Source organism: Limosilactobacillus mucosae DSM 13345 (assembly GCF_001436025.1).
GTDB lineage: Bacteria > Bacillota > Bacilli > Lactobacillales > Lactobacillaceae > Limosilactobacillus > Limosilactobacillus mucosae.
The window spans coordinates 109,283-130,913 of the sequence record NZ_AZEQ01000002.1 but is presented as its reverse complement, the minus strand read 5'-3'; the positions used below and the strand labels follow the sequence as shown (position 1 = coordinate 130,913).

Annotated in this window: 19 protein-coding genes, 11 tRNA genes and 1 riboswitch; of the genes, 6 read left to right on the top strand and 24 right to left on the bottom strand. The window is 46.2% G+C overall.

What is annotated here, in order from left to right; genetic code table 11:
- Nucleotides 1-59 precede the first annotated feature (59 nt).
- Nucleotides 60-1,646 (top strand): amidohydrolase, encoded by a 1,587-nt coding sequence (locus FC47_RS01535; RefSeq protein WP_056967629.1) that lies wholly within the window; start codon nt 60-62, stop codon nt 1,644-1,646.
- 168 nt (nt 1,647-1,814) lie between these two features.
- Here FC47_RS01535 and FC47_RS01530 read toward each other — a convergent pair.
- The 9 genes from FC47_RS01530 to FC47_RS01490 form a co-directional block, all read right to left on the bottom strand.
- A tRNA-Gly gene (locus tag FC47_RS01530) sits at nt 1,815-1,886 on the bottom strand.
- A gap of 6 nt (nt 1,887-1,892) precedes the next feature.
- Nucleotides 1,893-1,966: transfer RNA gene (locus FC47_RS01525), tRNA-Arg, on the bottom strand.
- Between the two features lie 19 nt (nt 1,967-1,985).
- Nucleotides 1,986-2,057, bottom strand: a tRNA-Gly gene (locus tag FC47_RS01520).
- 18 nt (nt 2,058-2,075) lie between these two features.
- Nucleotides 2,076-2,149 (bottom strand) — tRNA-Pro (locus FC47_RS01515).
- 5 nt (nt 2,150-2,154) lie between these two features.
- Nucleotides 2,155-2,228: transfer RNA gene (locus tag FC47_RS01510), tRNA-Arg, on the bottom strand.
- A 17-nt stretch (nt 2,229-2,245) separates the two neighbouring features.
- Nucleotides 2,246-2,317: transfer RNA gene (locus FC47_RS01505), tRNA-Gly, on the bottom strand.
- An 18-nt stretch (nt 2,318-2,335) separates the two neighbouring features.
- Nucleotides 2,336-2,409: transfer RNA gene (locus FC47_RS01500), tRNA-Pro, on the bottom strand.
- A gap of 5 nt (nt 2,410-2,414) precedes the next feature.
- Nucleotides 2,415-2,488 (bottom strand) — tRNA-Arg (locus tag FC47_RS01495).
- Nucleotides 2,489-2,505: 17 nt separating this feature from the next.
- Nucleotides 2,506-2,577: transfer RNA gene (locus FC47_RS01490), tRNA-Gly, on the bottom strand.
- A 224-nt stretch (nt 2,578-2,801) separates the two neighbouring features.
- Here FC47_RS01490 and FC47_RS01485 point away from each other — a divergent pair.
- Nucleotides 2,802-4,622 carry a heavy metal translocating P-type ATPase gene (locus FC47_RS01485; protein WP_056967627.1) on the top strand — a complete coding sequence of 607 codons (1,821 nt, stop codon included), beginning with the start codon at nt 2,802-2,804 and terminating at the stop codon, nt 4,620-4,622.
- 67 nt (nt 4,623-4,689) lie between these two features.
- Here the strand turns inward: FC47_RS01485 and FC47_RS01480 are convergent, their stop codons facing one another.
- The 8 genes from FC47_RS01480 to FC47_RS01445 form a co-directional block, all read right to left on the bottom strand.
- Nucleotides 4,690-5,358, bottom strand: a complete 669-nt coding sequence (locus FC47_RS01480; protein WP_006500641.1) for a potassium channel family protein — start codon at nt 5,356-5,358, stop codon at nt 4,690-4,692.
- A complete protein-coding gene (locus tag FC47_RS01475) occupies nt 5,351-6,694 on the bottom strand; it encodes a TrkH family potassium uptake protein (RefSeq protein WP_006500642.1) in 1,344 nt (447 codons plus the stop codon). Before FC47_RS01475 ends, FC47_RS01480 begins: the two co-directional genes overlap by 8 nt.
- 114 nt (nt 6,695-6,808) lie before the next feature.
- Nucleotides 6,809-6,890, bottom strand: a tRNA-Leu gene (locus FC47_RS01470).
- 18 nt (nt 6,891-6,908) lie between these two features.
- Nucleotides 6,909-6,981 (bottom strand) — tRNA-Val (locus FC47_RS01465).
- A 64-nt stretch (nt 6,982-7,045) separates the two neighbouring features.
- Entirely contained in the window at nt 7,046-7,687 is a 642-nt protein-coding gene (locus FC47_RS01460) for a deoxynucleoside kinase (protein ID WP_033934667.1), read from the bottom strand.
- A 254-nt stretch (nt 7,688-7,941) separates the two neighbouring features.
- Nucleotides 7,942-9,438 (bottom strand): amino acid permease, encoded by a 1,497-nt coding sequence (locus FC47_RS01455; protein ID WP_056967625.1) that lies wholly within the window; start codon nt 9,436-9,438, stop codon nt 7,942-7,944.
- A 106-nt stretch (nt 9,439-9,544) separates the two neighbouring features.
- A riboswitch (Lysine riboswitch) is annotated at nt 9,545-9,719 on the bottom strand.
- A 50-nt stretch (nt 9,720-9,769) separates the two neighbouring features.
- Nucleotides 9,770-11,293 (bottom strand): amino acid permease, encoded by a 1,524-nt coding sequence (locus FC47_RS01450; protein ID WP_045025299.1) that lies wholly within the window; start codon nt 11,291-11,293, stop codon nt 9,770-9,772.
- A gap of 216 nt (nt 11,294-11,509) precedes the next feature.
- Nucleotides 11,510-12,013 (bottom strand): GNAT family N-acetyltransferase, encoded by a 504-nt coding sequence (locus FC47_RS01445; RefSeq protein WP_053069133.1) that lies wholly within the window; start codon nt 12,011-12,013, stop codon nt 11,510-11,512.
- A gap of 43 nt (nt 12,014-12,056) precedes the next feature.
- Between FC47_RS01445 and FC47_RS01440 the strand changes: the two genes are divergently transcribed.
- Complete coding sequence (locus FC47_RS01440; RefSeq protein ID WP_056967623.1) at nt 12,057-12,869, top strand: lp_1002 family arylesterase; 813 nt, start codon at nt 12,057-12,059, stop codon at nt 12,867-12,869.
- Between the two features lie 62 nt (nt 12,870-12,931).
- On the opposite strand, the gene FC47_RS01435 is transcribed toward FC47_RS01440, so the two are convergent.
- The 4 genes from FC47_RS01435 to FC47_RS01420 all read right to left on the bottom strand — a co-directional run bounded on the left by FC47_RS01435 (nt 12,932) and on the right by FC47_RS01420 (nt 15,676).
- Nucleotides 12,932-13,609 (bottom strand): phosphatase PAP2 family protein, encoded by a 678-nt coding sequence (locus FC47_RS01435; RefSeq protein WP_033934670.1) that lies wholly within the window; start codon nt 13,607-13,609, stop codon nt 12,932-12,934.
- Between the two features lie 67 nt (nt 13,610-13,676).
- Nucleotides 13,677-14,138: a threonine/serine exporter family protein gene (locus FC47_RS01430; RefSeq protein ID WP_006500650.1), complete on the bottom strand. Its 462-nt coding sequence runs from the start codon at nt 14,136-14,138 to the stop codon at nt 13,677-13,679.
- 12 nt (nt 14,139-14,150) lie between these two features.
- Nucleotides 14,151-14,903: a threonine/serine exporter family protein gene (locus tag FC47_RS01425; protein WP_048345842.1), complete on the bottom strand. Its 753-nt coding sequence runs from the start codon at nt 14,901-14,903 to the stop codon at nt 14,151-14,153.
- Between the two features lie 107 nt (nt 14,904-15,010).
- On the bottom strand, nt 15,011-15,676 hold the full coding sequence (locus FC47_RS01420; RefSeq protein ID WP_033934673.1) for a metal-dependent transcriptional regulator: 666 nt from the start codon (nt 15,674-15,676) through the stop codon (nt 15,011-15,013).
- A 169-nt stretch (nt 15,677-15,845) separates the two neighbouring features.
- On the opposite strand from FC47_RS01420, the gene FC47_RS01415 reads away from it, so the two are divergent.
- Together FC47_RS01415 and FC47_RS01410 are read left to right on the top strand one after the other, a co-directional pair.
- Complete coding sequence (locus FC47_RS01415; RefSeq protein WP_048345786.1) at nt 15,846-16,748, top strand: cation diffusion facilitator family transporter; 903 nt, start codon at nt 15,846-15,848, stop codon at nt 16,746-16,748.
- Nucleotides 16,749-16,871: 123 nt separating this feature from the next.
- The gene (locus tag FC47_RS01410) at nt 16,872-17,585 is read left to right on the top strand and encodes a glycerophosphodiester phosphodiesterase (protein WP_056967621.1); all 714 of its coding nucleotides are present in this window, start codon (nt 16,872-16,874) and stop codon (nt 17,583-17,585) included.
- A gap of 93 nt (nt 17,586-17,678) precedes the next feature.
- On the opposite strand, the gene FC47_RS01405 is transcribed toward FC47_RS01410, so the two are convergent.
- The 3 genes from FC47_RS01405 to FC47_RS01395 all read right to left on the bottom strand — a co-directional run bounded on the left by FC47_RS01405 (nt 17,679) and on the right by FC47_RS01395 (nt 19,699).
- Nucleotides 17,679-18,365, bottom strand: coding sequence for a VIT1/CCC1 transporter family protein (locus FC47_RS01405; protein ID WP_034540744.1), 687 nt, complete (start codon nt 18,363-18,365; stop codon nt 17,679-17,681).
- 15 nt (nt 18,366-18,380) lie between these two features.
- Nucleotides 18,381-19,061: a VIT1/CCC1 transporter family protein gene (locus FC47_RS01400; protein ID WP_006500656.1), complete on the bottom strand. Its 681-nt coding sequence runs from the start codon at nt 19,059-19,061 to the stop codon at nt 18,381-18,383.
- Between the two features lie 161 nt (nt 19,062-19,222).
- A complete protein-coding gene (locus FC47_RS01395; protein WP_006500657.1) occupies nt 19,223-19,699 on the bottom strand; it encodes a universal stress protein in 477 nt (158 codons plus the stop codon).
- A gap of 237 nt (nt 19,700-19,936) precedes the next feature.
- On the opposite strand from FC47_RS01395, the gene FC47_RS01390 reads away from it, so the two are divergent.
- On the top strand, nt 19,937-21,475 hold the full coding sequence (locus tag FC47_RS01390; protein ID WP_006500658.1) for a multicopper oxidase family protein: 1,539 nt from the start codon (nt 19,937-19,939) through the stop codon (nt 21,473-21,475).
- Nucleotides 21,476-21,631 lie beyond the last annotated feature (156 nt).

The following is a 21,631-nucleotide window of genomic DNA, read 5'->3' as shown; positions in this document are numbered from 1 at the left end:
GTACGGTTGGCGGATTATCATAATGTTACCGCTACCAAAATATCACGGAGGAATTAACTATGGAACAAACTTTTGTCAACGGCAAGGTATTCGTCGGTACCAGCGAAACTGATTTTGTCTCTGCCTTTAAAGTTAAAGATGGCCGCATCAGCTGGATTGGTCAGACTGAACAGGTTGACGATCCCCAAGCGATTGATCTGCATCAGCAAACGGTTTTGCCTGGACTGATCGATTGCCATACCCATCCCAAATATATCGCGGATGCTCTCCACGGGACGGCCTGTACGCCCCCTAACGTCAACAGCATTCAAGAAATGATCGCCGCCCTCAAGGCATCCCCGCAGTATGGTCAAGGCCCGGATGTCTGGATCGAGGGCTGGGGCTTTGACGAAACCAAGCTGGCAGAACATCGCGCGCCAACCGTTGACGATCTGGACCAGGTTACTACTGAGCAGCCGATCTTTATCTACCGTTCCGACTGTCATTCATCAGTTGGCAACTCAAAAGCCTTGGCACTGGCCGGTATCGATCAAAACACCCCAGATCCAAAAGGCGGCCATATCGAACGTTTTCCAGATGGTCGTCCCACTGGCTTTATGCGTGAGGTAGCCGCCAGTCAGCTGCTGATTCGAGCCAAGTCGGCGCAAAGCTATGAAAATGACGTGCAAAACATGGTCAACAGCTCCGATCATTACCTTGAAAACGGCATCGTTGCAATTGGCGAAATGATGGGTCGGCTCAATCCCTACCCTACGCTGCGCCTTTATCAGGATGCCGTCAAGCAGGGCTTTAAGCCACGAGCCTCCATCTATTATGTCTATGATGAGCTGAAGCCTGGTCAAGACCTTGATCCAGTGGGCGATGATCAGCTGCGGGTAGCCGGCATCAAGATTTTCATGGACGGCAGTATTTCTGGCGAGACCGCTGACAACTCATTGCCTTATCCCTCTGGCAAACGTGGTGTTTTGCTTACTGACCAGACCAAGCTGAAGACGGCCATCGAATTTGCCAAAAAACATCAGCTGCAGACCGCCATTCACGCAATGGGTGATGCGGCAATTCAGCTGGTTTTAGATACGACCTGTGATTTAGATCCTTGGCTGGATGATATGCCTTCAATCCGTATCGAACACGCTTCGCTGCTTAGCGACCAGATGCTTGATCAGATCAATCACGCCAAAATGTGGTACGGTCTCTCCACCCAGCCAATCTTTTTCTTTGCAGAAGATGAATCCTATCGCAGCTATTTGACGCCGGAACAGTTCAAACTGGCCTACCGTGTTAAATCAATGCTTAAATCAAAGGCACTGACGACTTTAAGCTCTGATGCGCCATGCACTCCCTGGGCCGAGCCTGACAGTCCTTTCTACAGTATCTATGCAGCCGTAACGCGCCAAGCTGCCAATAATGACGTTGTAAACATTGAAGAAGCCATTACCGTTCCGCAGGCCATCTTAGGATATACCAAATGGGCAGCAGAAATTGGCGGGTTTACACATAACGGAACGCTAGAGGTTGGTAAATCAGCTGACTTTGTAATTTTAAACAAAGATATCTTCAGCGCCGCAAAAGATGAACTGGCAACCGTAAATGCAAACGAAACCTGGTTTAAGGGCCAGCGCGTCTACCAAAAGTCATCGAAATAAGCATTCAAATTGATTATAATCAGTCTGACCGTCACCAATCCATTTGATTGATGACGGTCAGTTTTTATTTATTCATAAATTAAACAATCAGATCCGGTCAGTACCAAAATGGTGATGACCGGATCTTTTTTAACAAAAAAACCGATGAAAAATCATCGGCATACAAAAAGCGGAAGACGGGATTCGAACCCGCGACCCCCACCATGGCAAGGTGATGTTCTACCACTGAACTACTTCCGCAAGAAATGCACCCAGAAGGAGTCGAACCTTCAACCTTCTGATTCGTAGTCAGACACTCTATCCAATTGCGCTATGGGTGCATAATAAATATTCAAATCAAGCGGAAGACGGGATTCGAACCCGCGACCCCCACCATGGCAAGGTGATGTTCTACCACTGAACTACTTCCGCATAATGTTTATTTATGAATCGGGAATACAAGATTTGAACTTGCGACCTCTTCGTCCCGAACGAAGCGCTCTACCAAGCTGAGCTAATTCCCGATAAATGCACCCAGAAGGAGTCGAACCTTCAACCTTCTGATTCGTAGTCAGACACTCTATCCAATTGCGCTATGGGTGCATGAAATAATGGAATCAAGCGGAAGACGGGATTCGAACCCGCGACCCCCACCATGGCAAGGTGATGTTCTACCACTGAACTACTTCCGCATAATGTTTATTTATGAATCGGGAATACAAGATTTGAACTTGCGACCTCTTCGTCCCGAACGAAGCGCTCTACCAAGCTGAGCTAATTCCCGATTAATGCACCCAGAAGGAGTCGAACCTTCAACCTTCTGATTCGTAGTCAGACACTCTATCCAATTGCGCTATGGGTGCATGAAATAATGGAATCAAGCGGAAGACGGGATTCGAACCCGCGACCCCCACCATGGCAAGGTGATGTTCTACCACTGAACTACTTCCGCAAATGTTTATTTAAATTCGCTGATAACGTATCAACAGTTATATATATTACCGATAAAAACGTTTAATGTCAATACTAATTTTATATTTTCGTCAATTATTCCGATATTTATTAATTTTGACCTGAATGAAACCAACTTGGCAGATTGCCTCAAGCTGACATCTGGAAGCGGTTGCCGAATAGCGTTATAATTAAGACAAAATTTGGGGAAAGGAGCTGAAAATTATGAAAAAATTTTCGCATCGGCAAAAATTGTTCATGATTTTAGCTGTCGCCTTAGTAGCCGTGCTCCTGCAATACGCTTTTAAGCAGGCACTGGCTGCCCAGATTCTGGTAACCATCGTGGGAGCCGGTATCGCGCTTTCAATGCTGATTGAGATGATCCATACTCTTAAAAGCGGTCGCTATGGCGTTGACCTGCTGGCAATCATCGCCGTTGTCTCCACTCTAAGCGTCGGTGAGTATTGGGCCGCTATGGTGATTTTAGTAATGCTGGTCGGTGGCGACGCTTTGGAAGACTATGCCTCTCGTAAGGCCAACTCTGAGCTTAAGGCACTGCTTGACAACTCGCCGCAGTCTGCACACCGGCTGATGAACGATCGGATTGAAGACGTTCATGTCGACCAGGTTAAGGTTGGCGATACGATCGTCGTTAAGCCTGGCGAGCTGGTACCAATTGATGGCGAAATCATTAAAGGCAATACGCAGGTCAACGAATCATCGCTGACCGGTGAATCAAAGCCAATCGATAAGCAGGTTGGTGATCAGGTAATGTCAGGCTCGCTGAACGGCGATCAGGCAATCGTCATTAAAGCAGTCAAATTAGCGCGTGACAGTCAGTATCAAAAACTGGTGGCCCTGGTTAAAGAGGCGGAGAACACCCCGGCTCACTTTGTCCGTTTGGCAGACCGCTATGCCGTTCCCTTTACTGCGGCTGCCCTTGTAATTGGTGGCATCGCTTGGATCGTCAGCAAAGATCCCAGTCGTTTCGCTCAAGTAATGGTTGTCGCTTCACCATGTCCACTGATTTTAGCGGCGCCAGTTGCCATCGTTTCGGGGATGAGTCGGGCCTCACGCAGCGGGATCATCGTTAAGACTGGCAGCGTCCTGGAAAAAATGGCGCATCCGAAAACCATGGCCTTTGACAAAACCGGTACGATTACCAGCGGCCAACTGACCGTTGATCATCTTGAACCGGCCAAGGGAATCGACATTAAGGAACTGCTGCACTTTGCTGCCAGTGCCGAGGAACAGTCGCCACATATCCTTGCCCGTTCAACCGTCGCCTATGCGCAAGCACACCAGATTCCGCTTGGTTCTGCCAGTGAATTAAAAGAGGTTGTCGGCAACGGGATCTTAGCAATCGTTGATGGTCGACAAGTCAAGGTCGGCAAGCTGATCTTTGCTGATCCAGATACGACCCAAAAGCCGCTGTCTCAGACTGCAATCTATGTCAGCGTGGATGATCAGTATTGGGGTTGCGTGATTTTTCAAGATCAGATTCGTCCTGAAGCGCCACGTACTATGGAGCAGCTGCGTCAGCTGGGCGTCGAGCACCTGGTTATGCTGACTGGCGATCAAAAAGCCATTGCGCAGCACGTTGCTAAACTGGTCGGCATCCATGAGGTAAAAGCTGACCTATTGCCCGAACAAAAGATTGCGGCCTTAAAAAACGTTCCGGAAAATCGCCGTCCTGTCGTAATGGTTGGTGATGGCGTCAATGATGCACCCGCATTGGCAACTGCCGATGTCGGAATCGCCATGGGTGCTCATGGATCAACGGCAGCCAGTGAGTCTGCCGATCTGGTAATCGTTAAAGACGACCTGCACCGGGTTGCCATTGCCGTTACGATCTCACAAGAAACCATGCGCATTGCTCAACAGGCCGTCTTGATCGGTATCGGTATCTGTACGGTTTTAATGCTGATTGCCGCATTTGGCATCATCCCTGCATTTATCGGGGCAATGCTGCAGGAAGTAATTGATACCGTCTCGATTCTTTGGGCATTAAGAGCTCGTCACGGGACGTCTGATATTGATGACTGACCCAACTTAAAACAGCGTTGTGTTGGACACTAAAGTCTGCACAACGCTGTTTTTATGATTAGATTATTTATTCATTAGCGATTACCGAACTGAGCTTTTGAATCGATCCGACATCCCCAACAACTGAGATATGATCGCCATAATGAAGCATATCGTCGGCTTGTGGCAGCTTGTTAACCTGCTCTCCGCTGACAATGGCAATCACATTGACTTGATAAGTATCGCGCAGATTAAGCTCTTTTAGCGTATGCTCACAAAAATCTGGACTCTTAACCTCGATTTCGGCCAGCGTCAGTTCATGATTCAAGATCAAATAGTTGGCAATATTTAAATGCAACTGATGAAACACCATTCGTCTGGCCATGTCACGTTCCGGACGCACGACATAGTCAGCCCCAATTTTTTCCAGCACCCGGGCATGATTTTCGTTTTCTGCCTTACAGATAATGTTTTTAGCGCCCAACTCTTTAACGATCAGGGTTGCCATGATACTGGCCTGAATATTACCCACCGAAATATAGACATTGTCAAAACTCCCTAGATCTAGCTCGCGCATCGCTTCTTCATCTTGAGCATCGGCAATGACTGCTCGCGTTACCATATTGGCATATTCATTGACGACATCTTCATTCTTATCAATGGCCAAAATATCTTGATGCGCCTCGGCTAAAGTTTCACAGACCGAGCTGCCAAACTGACCGATACCAATTACTGCATAGTTGTTTTTATTAGCCAATCAAAACCCCTTCTTCCGGATAGCGATAGTTCTTTTGCTTTGGATGAGCATTTAAAACCGTAAACATTACGGTATAGATGCCAACTCGACCGATAAACATCAATGCCATAATGATCAGTTGGCCAAACAGATTCAAATGCGGCGTAACCCCCATGCTGATACCCGTCGTCCCAAAAGCAGCCATAACTTCAAAAATAATATCTTCCAAAGTAAAATTGGCTGGCAAATGCTGTGTCAGACACAACAGCAGGATTGCCGCGGCAAGAATTGCAAAGGCAACAAAAACCAGCGTCAGCGCCCGAAAAATATTTTCTTCTTTAAAGCGGCGTCTGCCAAAAACCGTATCGCGCTGACCTTTTAAAGTGGCAATACTCTGCAGCGTCAACAGCCCAACCGTAGTCGTTTTGATCCCACCAGCCGTTGATCCTGGTGTCCCCCCAATAAACATCAAGATTACCGTTACCGCGATGCCGGCCGGTGAAAGATTTTGATAGGAAAAAGTCGTCAGCCCGGCTGTCCGTGGCGTAATAGCCATAAAAACAGTATTGATGAAACGATGCTCAACTGACATATGTGGAAACTGAACAGCTAGATTATTTTCAGTCAAAAGATAGCTCATCAATGATAACAGCAGGATAATAGCGCCAGTCGACAGTGCCAGTGAGGTATGCAGCGACAACCGATGCTTTTTTCGATAAAGCAATAGATCACGCCAAACCAAAAAACCAAATGAGCCAGCAATAATCAAAACCGCTATGATAAACAAGACATAAGTATCATCGGCAAATGACGCCAGACTGTTGCCAAACAGATCAAAACCGGCATTACAAAAAGCTGAGATCGAGTGAAAGATACTGTACCATAGCCCCTTGATCAAACCAAACCGGCGGCCAAAATCAGGCCACAGCAGCAAAGCGCCTAAAGCTTGAATGATCAGTGACAGACCAACGATTAGATTGACAATAGTAATCTGTGCTGGCGACTGCAGGTTCAATGATTCTTGGGCTAACAGACGTGCTGAAAGCCTGATCTTTTGACGCGCAAACAAAAACATCATGATTGCAAACGTCATAAAACCCAGTCCGCCAATCTCAATCAAAGCCGTAATTACCAGCTGACCAAACAAAGACCAGTGAGTCGCCGTATCAACCAGCGTCAGTCCAGTCACGCAGGTTGCACTGGTCGCGGTAAAAAATGCCGTCATAAATGATGGATCCTCGCCAGGCTTGATTGCAATCGGCAGCATTAAAAGCAGCGTACCGATTGCAATCACGATCAAGAACCCAAACGTCAAGGCTTTTGAGAATGAAAGGCGATAACGACCAAACGTGATCATTTTTATGGCTTCCTTTCCCGATTAAAACTTCTAAGAACAACTATATCAGCGATCAAACGCAAAATAAATCAAAAAACGACTGTACCTTGCTTCAGGACAGCCGTTTAATAATAATGCGGATGAAGGGACTCGAACCCTTACATCATAAGATACAAGAACCTAAATCTTGCGCGTCTGCCAATTCCGCCACATCCGCAAGTAAAGCATTAAAAAATGGAGGATACAGGGCTCGAACCTGTGACCCTCTGCTTGTAAGGCAGATGCTCTCCCAACTGAGCTAATCCTCCGTATCAGATATGAAAATCAACAGTTTAATTATACATATCTGAATAAACTATGTCAAGAACTCAACTACTTTAGGTTCAGTTCCGTCAACTTATCATCAACCAATTGCAAAACCTGATCAGCTGCGTGGGAATCTTCGACAAAATCATATTTGTCTCCATCAATCAGCATTTTAGGACTTTCATCATAGCTGGCATACCAGTCAACATAGCGCTGATTTAATTCGCGATAGTATTCATAAAGACTTGGGTCATTTTCAATCTGTTCAAACGAACGGCCGCGTTTCTTGATTCGCTTCAGCATCGTTTCAAATGAGACCTGAATACTGATCAAAAGACTTGGTGCTTTAGTATGTGCCTGCTGAGGCAATTCTTCCATCATATTGCCCAAAAGCGAGGAATAGATGTCAGCTTCAGTCTGTGTAGCTCGCCCCAAATCGGCATTCAGCCGAAAAAGCAGGGCATCTTCAAAAATTGAGCGGTCTAAAACGTTCAGATCATTATCAAATGAATTCTTGATCTCGGCCAAGCGCTTATTTAAAAAGTAAATCTGCAGCAAAAAGCCGTATTTCTTAGGATCTTGATAAAACAGCGGCAGGATTTCATTGTCATCAACCGATTCATAGAAAGCCTGACTGCCCAAATGATCAGCCAGCATCCGCGTTAAACTGGTTTTTCCCGCACCAATAGTTCCTGCTAGTACAATCATTGCTTTTCCCCTTTTTCCATTTTCTAAAAAGACACGAGCTATATTGTATCATCTTTGATCCACCACCGTGAGTAAAATGTTTTTCATTTATCAGTCAACATCATAAAGTCTCAACTAATCAACGAGCCGTCCTTTTTTTAATATTTTGCTGCTCAGCACTAAATGGCTTTTGGCTGATCGCATTTTTACAGTCTGCATCATCATCAACAGCACCCACAATAAAATCCCCGCCAAAACCGGCGAGGATTCGATGATTATTCAGCTTCTTTTTCCGATTCAGAAACGAATGACTCACTATTGTTGCTCCGTGACAGATCAACGTCCTTGAGCGGAATCAAGTGCGTCTTGTAACGAACCTTATAGTAGATGAATAAAATCAAGAACAATGGTACAGCCATGTAGGTGATGGCGATATTTGACCAATCCATCTTGATAAAGGCATCAATGTTTTGACCACACATTACGATGACACACAAGATCAAGGCAAAGATTGGGCCAAACGGAAACAGCGTAGCATGATACTTTAATTCGCCAACCTGATGTCCCTGCGCAATAAAGGCCCGCCGGAAGCGCAGATGCGAAACGGCAATTCCCAGCCAAGCAATAAAACCGCACAGACCAGATGCCCCAATCAGGTAATTATATGCTTCGGGACCGATAAACTGTGTCAAATAAGCCAGACACGAGACAACCATGGTGCCCAACAATGCATAGATTGGAATCCCACGTTTGTTGACATAGCCAAAGATCTTCCAGGCATAGCCTTCCCGCGCCTGTGAGAACAGCATCCGCGTCGAGGCGTACAGGCCAGAGTTGGCTGCCGAAATCACGGCCGTTAAGATAACCGCGTTCATGACACTGGCCGCTGCTGCCATCCCTGCCCGCTTAAAGACAATCGTAAATGGACTCATCGTAATGTTCTGCACGTTTGAATTCAACAAGTTTTTGTTGGTATATGGCAGAACGCAGGCAATGACAAAGATTGCAAAAATGTAGAACAGCAAAATCCGCCAAAAAGTTGAATGAATAGCCTTGGAAACCGATTCTTCCGGCGTAGCAGCTTCACCAGCCGTAATTCCAATCAATTCAGTACCTTGGAATGAGAACCCAGCCACTAAGAACACACTCAAAATCCCTGACCAGCCATGAACGAACGGTGCGTCCTTGTAGTGGAAATTCTTCATGCCAACCGGTCCTTGACCACCCATGATTCCAAAGATGATGCAGACCCCAACGACCAAAAAGATGACGACCGTTACGACCTTGATCAAAGATAACCAATATTCCGTTTCACCATATGAACGAACTGAAAGATAATTGATCAGAAAAATCGCAAGCAAGACAAACGTACTAAACAGCCAGCTTGGAAAATGCGGCAGCCAATATTGGAAAACCAGCCCCGCCGTCGTTACGTCAACTGGAATCGTAATGGCCCAGTTAAACCAATAATTCCAACCCATGGCAAAACCTAATGCCGGATCAACAAACTTTGTTGAATAGGTGGCAAAAGAACCCGAGACTGGAATATAGGTGGCCATCTCACCCAGACTGGTCATCAAGAAATAAACCATGATCCCCATGATGGCATAAGCTGCTAAAGCACCACCCGGGCCGGCCGTTGAGATTGCCGAACCGCTGGCAATAAACAGTCCCGTCCCAATCGTACCGCCAAGAGCAATCATTGACAGATGGCGCGTTTTCAATGTCCGTTGAATATGACCCTCACTGCCTTCATGACTGTTTTCGCTCATGAAAAAATCCTCCTCAAATTTATTGGCGAGAAAGGCAAACAAAAAGAGCCGGCAAGCCAGGACTTCCCTGCTTGTCGACTCAACTTAACTTCGTAATTGTTGAATCAATCATGGAAGCGCCCCGCAGAAGCTTCTGCGACAGTCCGTAATTTATTTAACTACGGCCCAACGCGTAAAGCCTTCAGTCGATACGCGTTTCGGCGAGCATCCCTTTCAGCCAGGCATTGATTCTGAAGCATCCAGCCTGGTCTACTGATGAGACTCGCACCTCTTCTCTTTTACACATTATTTGATTATAACTCACTTTTGATTTTAAGCAAGTTTTAATTTTCTACTTGATTTCTTTACCATCAGCAGTAATGTACTTCTCACCACGCGAGCTGCGCGATAAATCGGCTTCCTGCAGCGAAAGCAGGTGCGTCTTATAGCGGAACTTGTAGTAGCAGAACAGGATCAAGAAGATCGGCACTGCCATGTAGGTAATCAAGATGTTGTCCCAATCTAAGTGAATGAATGCTGGAATGTTTTGACCAACAATCACAATCATACAGAAGACAAAAGCAAAAATTGGACCAAATGGGAACATGGTCGCATGATACTTCAGCTCGCTCAACTGATGTCCCTGTGCAACAAAGGCCCGCCGGAACCGGTAGTGAGCCATTGCAATCCCTAGCCAGGCGATAAAGCCAGACAACCCGGATGCATCAATCAGGTAGTTGTAGGCGTTGGCACTGACAAAATGCAGCAGGTAGATCGCCAGCGAGACGGCCATCGTCCCCAGCAGCGCGTAGATTGGAATCCCCCGCTTATTAACGTAGCCAAACCCTCGCCATGCATAGCCTTCCCGTGCTTGCGAGAACAGCATCCGCGTTGAGGCATAAAGTCCTGAGTTGGCTGAAGAGATTACGGCCGTCAAGATAACCGCGTTCATCACACTGGCTGCCGCTGCCAAACCGGCTCGCTTAAAGACAATCGTAAATGGCGACATCGCCACGTCTTGAACGTTGCTGCTCAAAAGGTTTTTGTCGGTATATGGCAAAATGCAGGCCATGACAAAGATTGAAAGAATGTAGAACAGCAAGATCCGCCAGAAGGTTGAATGAATGGCCTTTGGAACGGATTTTTCCGGCGTGGCGGATTCACCAGCCGTAATGCCGACCAGTTCAGTACCCTGAAATGACATCCCGGCTACTAAGAAAACGGTCAGGATGCTGGGAAAGCCACCAACAAACGGTGCTTTTTTGTAATGGAAGTTTTTTAAGCCGATTGGTCCTTGACCACCCATAATTCCAAAAATAATCATAAAACCAACGATCAAGAAGACAATGATCGTCACGACTTTAATAATTGACAGCCAGTATTCAGTCTCACCATATGAGCGCACTGACAGGTAATTGATCAAAAAGATTACCAGCAAAACAAAGCCGCTAAAAATCCATTCAGGAAACTGGGGCCACCAGAATTGAATGATAACTCCAGAGGTAACCGCGTCAACGGCAATCGTAATCACCCAGTTCAGCCAGTAGTTCCAGCCCATGGCAAAACCCAATGCCGGGTCAACAAACTTAGTACAGTAAGTAGCAAACGATCCCGTCAATGGAATATAGGTTGCCATCTCACCCAGGCTGGTCATCAAAAAATAAACCATGATTCCCATCATGCTGTAGGCGACCAAAGCCCCACCAGGCCCAGCCGTTGAGATTGCCGACCCACTGGCAATCATCATCCCGGTACCGATCGATCCGCCTAAAGCAATCATCGACAGGTGCCGCGTCTGCAGCGTCCGTTTCATATGGCCGGAATTACCAGTTATTGTCTGACCTTCCGTACCACCATTCTTTGCCTCTCCACTCATCGTAAATGGATTCCTCCTCTATGACAATTTCGAGCGCCAGTTATACATTTCTCATGGATAAAGTATAAGGTGTGCATACTTAATATGATTAAACATTTTAGCGCAATTTCAGCAAAAAAGCCACATCAATTGGACTATCTGCCCAAATTGGCTTATCTGCGACAACGAAAAAGATTATACAATAAAATAAATATTTAAACAAGTTTATGCATGTAATTATAAAGCTTTAACCATTTTCAAATAACCGTTTTCATTACCGATCTGATCAAATTTAAACTTTTTCAATAAAGATCTCGAACGCAGGTTATTGATGGCCACATACGCCTGCAGCCGCTTAACATCACTATTTTTTGCCAGCGCTTGCAAAAAAACTGCGAGCGCCTCACTCATAATTCCTCTTCCCCAACAATCGCGTCTCAGTAAATATCCCAGCTCCATAGCGTGGACTTGATAGTTTCCATCACTTGCATATATTGGGAATAAGCTGATCAAACCGACCAGCTGCCCAGCTGGATCAGTAATTAATAAAAGCTGCTGCTGCCCAAGCCAGTTATTGACCGCCCAGCCGCGCATCATTTGATCATCTGGCAGCTGCAGTCCGCTTAATCTAACCAGTTCACCATCGTTTAATAGATTCAAGACAGCTTGAAGATCATCTTGGCAGCCCATTTTAATTACGAGACGGGCAGTCTTGATTGGCCAAAGCAATTGTTTGTGCATTATAATTTCACCTACCAGGATCTTTTTTCAGGAGTGTTTTTTAATGGAAATCATTCAAAAAAATTTAAGTACCGCAAGCTATCAAACCAAAGCTATGCTGACTGGCTATCTACAGACGCCCGTTCCCAAGTCGCCGGTGCAGCAGTTCCGTCCACTGATTTTTGTCCCTGGCGGCTCAATGACGCATATTCCAGTCGAACAAACCGAAAAGACCGCGCTCAGTTTTTCAGCTCGCGGCTTTCAGGTTTTCGTGCTGCGCTATACCTTCACCAGCGAGCATCAGCCGGTCTATCCAAATCCACTGATCGACTTGGCATTAGCCGTCGCGCTGCTTAGAAAACAAGCCGCAGCCTGGCATTTAAAAGCCGATCATCTGACGATCATGGGCTTCTCAGCTGGCGGTCATGTTACCGCGCTGTACAATGACTACTGGCATACAAAATGGCTCCGCAGACTCAGCGGCGTTGCCAGCGATCAGCTCCGCCCCAATGCGGTTATCCTAGGCTATCCCGTCATCGATCTTAACCTTGGCTTTCCTAAAGACGCCACAACGCGTGCCAAGTGGGCCGACGATCCAGCTCGTTATAATGCCGCGGCACATGTCAACGATTTAAACGCGCCGACCTTTATGTGGACGACTTTTACCGATCAGGTCGTACCAGTGCAAAATACGCTTAGCTACAGCCAAGCTTTGCTGGCTCATCGGATTCCCCAAGAATTGCACGTTTTTGCGCATGGCCCGCATGGAATGGATATTGCCAATGCCTTGGTTGCCCATCATGATGATGTTGATCAGCCCCACGTTGCCCACTGGGTTGAATTGGCATGCGAGTGGATTGACGATCTATTTAAATAAAATTACCCAGGAAATATAAAATACCCGGTGTCGATTTTAAAAGAGACACTGGGTATTTTGATTCAAAGTTTCGAATTAGCGGTCTTGCGCCAACGTCTTTTTATATCATTGGCAAACGTTAGGTAAAGCGTCTCGGAAATCTGCAGCCAGGCATAGGCCAGCAGCATCGCTCCGACCGTATCAAACGGATAGTGAGCATAAAGATAGATGCGCGAAACGGCTACCAAGAAAACGGCCATGATCAACAGCAACTGGCAGACCACCCGCACTGCAGCATTTTTAATCAATGGCACCACGATCAAAAACAGCACTGCGGCCACCAGAAAGGTCCCCATCACATGTCCACTGGGAAAACTGTAGCCATGGTCGCCGGTCGGGTGCTGCAGGGGCCGATCCCGCTTAGCCAGGTACTTGACGATCTCATCTAAAAGGTCACCGACAATCAGCGTTAGCCAAGCCCAGAGTGCCGGTACCTTATATTTGAAGCCCCAGAGAAAAAAGGTGATGATCAGCATCCAGACAAGGGCCATCTTAGGGCTGCCCAAAAACGAAACGACTACCATTATATGATAGGTTGCATTGGGCGTATGGTTAGGATTTGGTGCCAGCAGCGCCTGGAAAACCGAATCCAAAACCTGCAGGATCATTGAGTTGCTCATTACCATACCAGCGACAATCAAAAACAATACAAAGCTTACCATGAATCGCTTCCAACGATTCGGATCTTGTCCTATCAGCATGTTAAATTTGCTCCTTTGTTGGATCTTGTCATGGCATCAGCCACAATAAATTTAATTATATCACACCCTATCGGTTTCTTAAGTGGTGTTCAGAGAATAACAGTCGATTAATCAGATCACCCAGGCCAAAGCCCAGCGTAATCGCACCAGCAATCACCAAAACCTGATAAAGATATACCAATGCCGCACCATTGCTGCCCAAAACAAAGCTGCGCACCATCTTATAGGCTTGTCCACCAGGAACCAGCGGCACCAGTGCAGGAACGTTAAAGATGATCATCGGCATTTTTTGCCAGCGGGCAACCGCCATACTCAAAACGCCAATCATAATGGCAGCCAATAGATTACTTAAAGCCAGCCCCAGATGCAGCTGATAATAGACTGCCCAGTAAAACGCCCAGCTGGCACCACCGATTGCACCTGCACAATGATAGGCTCGGCGCGGTATGTTCAGTAGAATTCCAAAACAAATTGTTGAAAGGTCAGCCAGCACAAATTCAAAGATTAATCTAACCCAAAAGTTTTCCATGCTCTACCTCGCTTAAACGTATCGCAACACAAAAACGATTGCGCAGCCAATGGCAATTGCCGTCAGCGTAGCTTCAACCGCGCGTGACGTGCCACTGATCAGATCACCAGACATCAGATCACGAGCCGCATTGGTCAAAGGAACCCCTGGAACCAACGGCATCACGCAGCCAATGATAATGTCATTAACATCATAGGCCCAATGCAGCCTAACAAATCCCACGGTCAAAAGCGCAATCACTAAAGAAGCACAAAACTCATTAACAAAACGCGCTTTGGAATGCTTTCCTAAAGTCAGATAGACCTGATAGCTCACCAGGGCAATCACGGCTGCAAACAATGAATCATGGACATTGCCAGTATAAACGATCGTTAATGCCCAGCTAAGCACGCCGGCTGCCACGCACTGAACAAAATCTGAGGTCTGCTGCGGCTGCTGGTCAACTTTTTGCAGTTTTGCATACAGTGTCTCAACATCGATTTCATGAGCAGCAAACTGCCGCGAAAGACTATTGACAGCTGCAACCTTGTTAAGATTCAATTTTCGCTGATGAATATCAATTACCTGAGCGTTTGGCAGGTGTTCGGCGCTGGCAACGATCGCCGTCATCGTTGTAAATGCCTCAAAGTTTTGCAGCTGCGCGCTCAGTGCCATTCGTCGCATCGTGTCATTGACGCGTTCCATGTTTGAGCCGTTTTCGATCAGTAAGCGCCCCGCTAGTAGACACGCGGTAATGGCAAGATTCTTTTTATCCTTGCTTTCCACTTTCAATCATCCATCCTTATTATTGGTGAATTTATCCAGGCAGCAGCTAAAACAACAAAAGGGTTCAATGCATCATGCATTAAACCCGAGCCTTAAGATTTAATTGTCTAGTCCTGCAAAGGCTCTTGATTAACGAAAATATTATGCGAAGCCTTATAGGAAATGCTGAGCTGCTGATCATTATCCAGACATTCAACCAAGATCGGTCCCTCAAATGGTTCGTGTTTGATTACCTTAACCTTGGCATGCAGCTGAAGACCAACCTCATTTAAATAGGTCAGCAGCTCATGATTGTCCAAGAAGCGTTCAATGACGACCGTTTCACCATCCTCTGCATCGGCCAGCAGACGATGACTGACGCTGTCAAACTTGCCATTAGCAGCCGGAATAACGCCACCATGAGGACAGTACTTGGGATGATTCAAAAAGGCATCCAGAGCAGTTGCCAAGCGATCGCTGGTATTATGTTCCAAGATCTCAGCTTCTGGATGAACATCAGTCATGCTGTAGTGCAGATCATCAACTAAAAAAGTCTCCCACAGACGATGCTTTCTGACTAATTCAGCAGCATGCTTGATTCCCTCTGGTGTCAGAGCGATCCCATCATATGGCTCATGAGATACCAAGCCTTCCTCCGTCAGCTTGGTGATCATTTCTGTTACTGAACCGGCTGCGATGCCCAATCCCAGTGAAATTTCTTTATTAGAAACCTTTTTATAGCCACCGCCTAGCTCAAAAATTATCTTTAAATAGTCTTCTTTCATTGGGGTCATGTTTTGTACAACTTCCTCCTAAAATATCAGCGGCAGTAAGTGTCGTCGAGCTTTTAACCATGTATTTTTCCATATTGAAACTAATCAGATTATAACATATCATAAAAATGTAATTTGGAATACCTAAATCTATTTTTAGCTTATTTATTTTAAGGCGGGGAGTGATTTTATGGAACGGTCCAACGTTTCCAAACAGCGTTTCTTAATCGTGACGCTGCTTAATGTTTTGATTACCGTTGTCGAGATTATTGGGGGATTGGTATCCGGCAGTCTGGCACTGCTTTCCGATGCCTTTCACAACTTAGGGGACTCGATTTCGATTGTTTTAGGCTACTTTGCCCAAGTCATTTCGGGGCGGCCGGAAAATCGGCGACGTACTTATGGCTACCGGCGAGCTGAGATTCTTTCAGCAATGGCTAACAGTATCTTTTTGATTGTCGTTTCAATCGCGCTGATCGTTGAAGCCATTAAACGATTCAGCCATCCCGAACACATCAACGGTCGGATCATGCTGATCGTAGCGATTATCGGGCTGATTGCCAACCTGGTTTCTGCGCAGCTTTTACACAGCGGCAGCCATGACAGTCTGAACGTCAAAGCTACCTACTTGCACGTCTTAAGCGATGCACTGTCTTCAATTGCCGTAATTTTTGGCGGTGTGATCTTAATGTTTTTCAACATCACCTGGCTTGACCCAACCCTGACGATTCTGGTTGCACTCTACATCGCCAAGGAAGCCTTGCCAATCATCAAGCAGACTTTAAGCATTCTGATGCAGTCGTCGCCTGATCTGGACTATGAAGCCATCAAGCATGATCTGATGCAGGTACCAGGAGTCGTAGGCGTCCACCATGTTCATGCCTGGACGATTGACGAACACCGCATCGTCTTTTCAGCACACCTCAACTGCCATGATATGATGCTGAGCGAAGTCGAAAAAATCTATCTGCAGGTTGAAAAAATCCTAAACGACAAATATGACATCAAACACGTAACTTTGCAGGCCGAATGCCAGCGTGGACGTGACGAAGAGCTCTTTAATCCACCGGTTGATCATGACAAGCTGTGCTAATGAGTTTGAGCGGTCCGATCAATAATTTACACGTTTTTTACCAAATTGCTATTGCTTTATCATACCAAGCGTCTATAATTCGGTTCGAGAAATAAGCAAAGACAATCTTTAAGAGGTAAAAAAATGAATACTCAATCAAATCAAGCCATCCAAACCAAGATTTTTGGGCACCGCGGCTACCCTGCCAAGTTTCCGGAGAATTCATTAGCCGGTTTTCGCTATGTGGTTGCCCACCAGATCGATGGCGTTGAATTTGACGTTCATCTGACTTCGGATCGCATTCCGGTTATCATGCACGATGAAACCATTGACCGCACGACAGATGGCACTGGTCGCATCGTTGACTACACGCTGGCTGAGCTGCGTCAGTTCAAGCTGAGCAATGGTGAATCCATTCCAACCCTGGATGAGCTGCTGGACGTATTTGAAAACAAAGACGTCTGGATCAATCTGGAATTCAAGACCGACAACATTGCCTACCAAGACATTGAAAAAATCGTTATGCCAATGGTCAACCAACACCAATTGCTGCATACGGTTATCTACTCATCATTTAATCTGCAGACGTTAAAAAACTGCATGCAGCTTGACGCAACGCAGGACTATAACTGGCTGACTGAAAATGACGTGCCCAAAGCCCAGGAATTCGTAAAAAAAGAGCACCTGCATGGCATTCACCCGCATCATTACCAAGCAACCACCGCTACACAGCGCGTCTGGACCGTTAATGATGATCAAGAGGCCCAGCAGCTGTTTGAAAAAAACGTTGCCGGTATTTTTACAAATCGCTTTGAAGACATGGTTCAATTAAGAAAAAACGTTCAAATCGCTCAATAGTCTCAAATCCTCGTTTCAAAACCTGAGACGAGGATTTTTTGACACAAAAAAATCCGAGATGATAAACATCTCGGATTAGTATAAATTGATCTATCAGAACATCTTACCAACACAGTAGTGAATAATAACGGTAATAATACCAACGATAATATTACGGACGATCGCTACCTTAACCAAGCCATTGCCTAATTTGGAACTGATATATCCGGTCAGCGCACTGGTAAGGATAACTGCCAAAATTACGGCTTCCCAGCGCCAGGCCAACGGTGCCAAGACCATTGCCAAAAGCGGCAACAATCCTCCTGCCGCCGCCGCTGCCAGGGATGAGAAGGCCGCATTCCATGGGTTGAGATAATGTCCCAGCTCAATATCGTATTTAACGCGTACCACCGTCTGCAGCGGCTTTTTGTTCAGTAGATCCTTGGCAATTGCCGTTGCGGTTGCCTCGCTGACCCCTTTTTCCATGTAGTGATCGCGAACTGCGACAACTTCGCTTTCAAAGTCATGCTTGAGCAGATATTCCTCATGAGCAACGGCTGATTTTTCCGTATCCTTTTGCGTAGAGACTGATGCATATTCGCCAGATGCCATTGAAAAAGCGCAGGCCAACAGATCCGACAGACCAGCGATAAAAATCGTAAATTGATCCGTTGTTGCCGCGGCTACCGAAACCAGCACGCCAACGACCGTCAAGATTCCGTCATTGGCTCCTAAGACACCCGCACGCAGCGTATTGAGCTTTTCTTGCATCGTCTGCTTGGGCTTTTTATTTTGATCCATTTTCACTTACCCCTTTCAACGTGCAAAAAGCTGACCAATCAAGTACGTTACCAGCATCGTCAAAAAACCGGATGCTACATTGCGAATCACTGACTTCCACCGGTTTGACTTACCCAAAACGGCTGCCAGATAGCCAGTAATGATCAAGGCAATCAAAACGGCAATAATCGTAGCGGCAATCGCGATCTCATGCGGAAAGCTCATCACAGCAACCATCGGCAAAATCGAGCCCAGAGGAAACGCGATCAATGAAGCAATTGCTGCTGCATAAGGACTGGTAAATTCCTTGGGATTGAAGCCATAGCGCTCTTGAACGGTCGTAACCAGCGGATCTTCATCCATCAGCTCTTTAGTGGCTTGGTGAGCTAATTTTGGATCAATATCTTGCGCTAAGAACTTATTTTTGACATAGTTGAATTCACGATCATAGTCTTCTGACAATCGTTCCTTTTCTTCAATCAATGCCATCTTCTGCGAGTCTTTTTCAGTAGAAACGGAAACGTACTCACCCATACACATTGAAATCGTGCCAGCCAAACTGCCGGAAAGCCCAGAAATCAAGATTGCATGTGGATTGCTGGTCGCGGCTGCCACCCCAATAACAATTCCGGCAACCGAAATGATCCCATCATTGGCCCCCATTACACTGGCTCGCAGCACATTGATTTTTTGTGCCAGCGACATTTTCTTTTTCATAAGCCAGTCCTCTTTTCTTCTCCTAGTTTAGAATCATTATAACATAGAACTGAGAACCGACAAGCTTTTTATTTTATCAACTAAAACTAAAAGGCAAGCCCGATGCCGCCACCAGCATTCGGCTTGCCTTTTTGATTGCCAAAATATTTTTGATCAGCTGACTATTCGTAGTGAGTAACCTCATCCGTACGAATCACGAAAACCGAAGTTCCCGAATGCTTAACCATGTATGAAGCCTGTGAACCAACCGTATTACGATTGCCGTTTTTACCAATCGAGCCAATAATCAGCAGATCTGGCTTAAATTCAGGAATCACATGATTGCAGATTCGTTCAGCGGGACGATCGCCTTGGTCAACGATCGCCGTGATTTTTTTAGGATCCACGCCATAATCAATCGCAGCCTGCACGTAGTCGTTCAAGCGTTTGCGTAAATCATCTTCCGTACTGTGAACGTAGTCTTTGTCCAGTGCTTGATAAATGTTGACTCGGTTAGTCTCCAAGATCGAAACGATTCCAATCTCAGACCCATCGCGCTTGGCCTTATCAACAGCGTAGGAAAAGGCAGCCCGAGCGTCAGGCGCATCATCAACGCCGACGAGAATCTTTTTAAATTTCTTTGGCTTAATGTCGAACAAACTAACGACTCCTCTCTTAGATAGCAAACCGACGCCACTCGCCGGTACTGACTGATGTTCATTTAACTCATCTATGTCTATGTTACTACATTTACCGACTTTGTAAACTCAATTTTTTAGACAAGCCTAAATATTATTTAATGAATCATAAAATGTTTGCAGGCTATTTAGTTCAATTAATGATTATTAGCGTTATAATAGTTTTGTAAACGTATTCATTTAAGGGAGGTTATTGACATGAACGACCAAGAAACGATTCAAGACTATTGTTATGATGAAGCCGCCTTTGACTACCATGATCGTGCATACATTCCGCTGCAGGTGGCAGACGCACCAGAACAGCCTCTGCGGATTCCAGAAATTTTAAAACCCGATCAAGAAACTGCTACTGATGTTTACTATACGATCACCGCGCAAACCGGCGCCGTTCAGCTCCTGCCAGGCAAAAAGACCGCAACCTGGGGATATAACGGACCGCTGCTTGGCAAAACCGTCATCTTTAAAGATGGACAAACCGTGCACATTCACTATATCAACGACCTGCCCGAAGTAACGACTTTTCACTGGCATGGCCTGGCAATTCCGGGACCGATCGAGGATGGCGGCTGTCACGCTCCCGTCTATCCTGGACAGACGCGCGACGTTGAATTTACGATTCATCAACCAGCTGCCTTTGTCTGGCTGCACGCTCATCCATGTCCGGCCACTGCCGAACAAGTCTGGCATGGACTAGCTGGTGGCGCCATCGTTCAAGACCAGCACGAAGCTCAGCTGCCTTTGCCGCGTAACTATGGCGTCGATGACATTCCGGTTATTCTGCAGGATCGCCGTTTTCACGAGGACAACCAATGGGACTATCGCCAAGACTACGATCCAGATGGTATTTTAGGCCCCACGCCAATGATCAATGGGACGATTAACCCCTACTTCGACGTTACCACGCAAAAAGTAAGGCTGCGTTTCTTAAACGGTGCCAACCGACGTGAATGGCGGCTGCATTTTAGCGATGATCTGCCATTTACCCAAATTGCCGGTGACCTTTCACTGCTCCCTAAACCGTTGAAAATGACCAAACTAATGCTGACGTGCGCCGAACGAGCCGAAATCATCGTTGACTTTGGCAGTTATCGCCCTGGTGATGAGGTCGTGCTCTATTCAGACGATACGCCGCTGCTGCGCTTTAAGATTCACGAATTCAAACCAGATCACGCTGCACTGCCTAATGTCTTATTTGAAACTCCTAATCCGGCTGTAGCTCCTGAAATGCCGATTCACTACGTAACCTTGGATGGAATGGACGAAGCAGTTGCAATGAACGGCAAGAAGTTTAAGATGGATCGTATCGACTATCAGATGCCAATGCATAAGGTTCAGCTTTGGGATATTGAAAACACCAATCACGCACCTGGTATGATTCATCCATATCACATGCACGGAACCGGCTTTGTCACGGTAGCTCGGGATGGGCATGCGCCAAATCCAAACGAGCTGGGGCTTAAAGATACGATTGCCATCAATCCAGGCGAACACGTCCTGCTTAAAGTCTGGTTTGACGTGCCCGGCGTCTTTATGTATCACTGCCACATTCTTGAGCATGAAGACGGCGGCATGATGGCACAATTAAAAGTCGTTGATCCCAAAAATCCCAACAAACAATATCAGTTGATGGATCATATGACCCTAATGCGTGCCTTTGCCGAAGAACGCCATGTGCCATTAAATGAGCTCTGGCTGGGCGGGATGGATTCCTATCGCAAAATGGGTGAAGAAATGTAGCGTATTTCCCGGGAAATTTTGTTTTTTCCTGCTGATCAGCCAGCTATAAAATTGCCGGAAACAAATAATGGTGCTTGCTCAAGCCGCTAAAACTTGAGTAAGCACCATTTTATTTTAGGAAAAATAGAAGTTCAGGCTACGACTGTCTGATTTTCC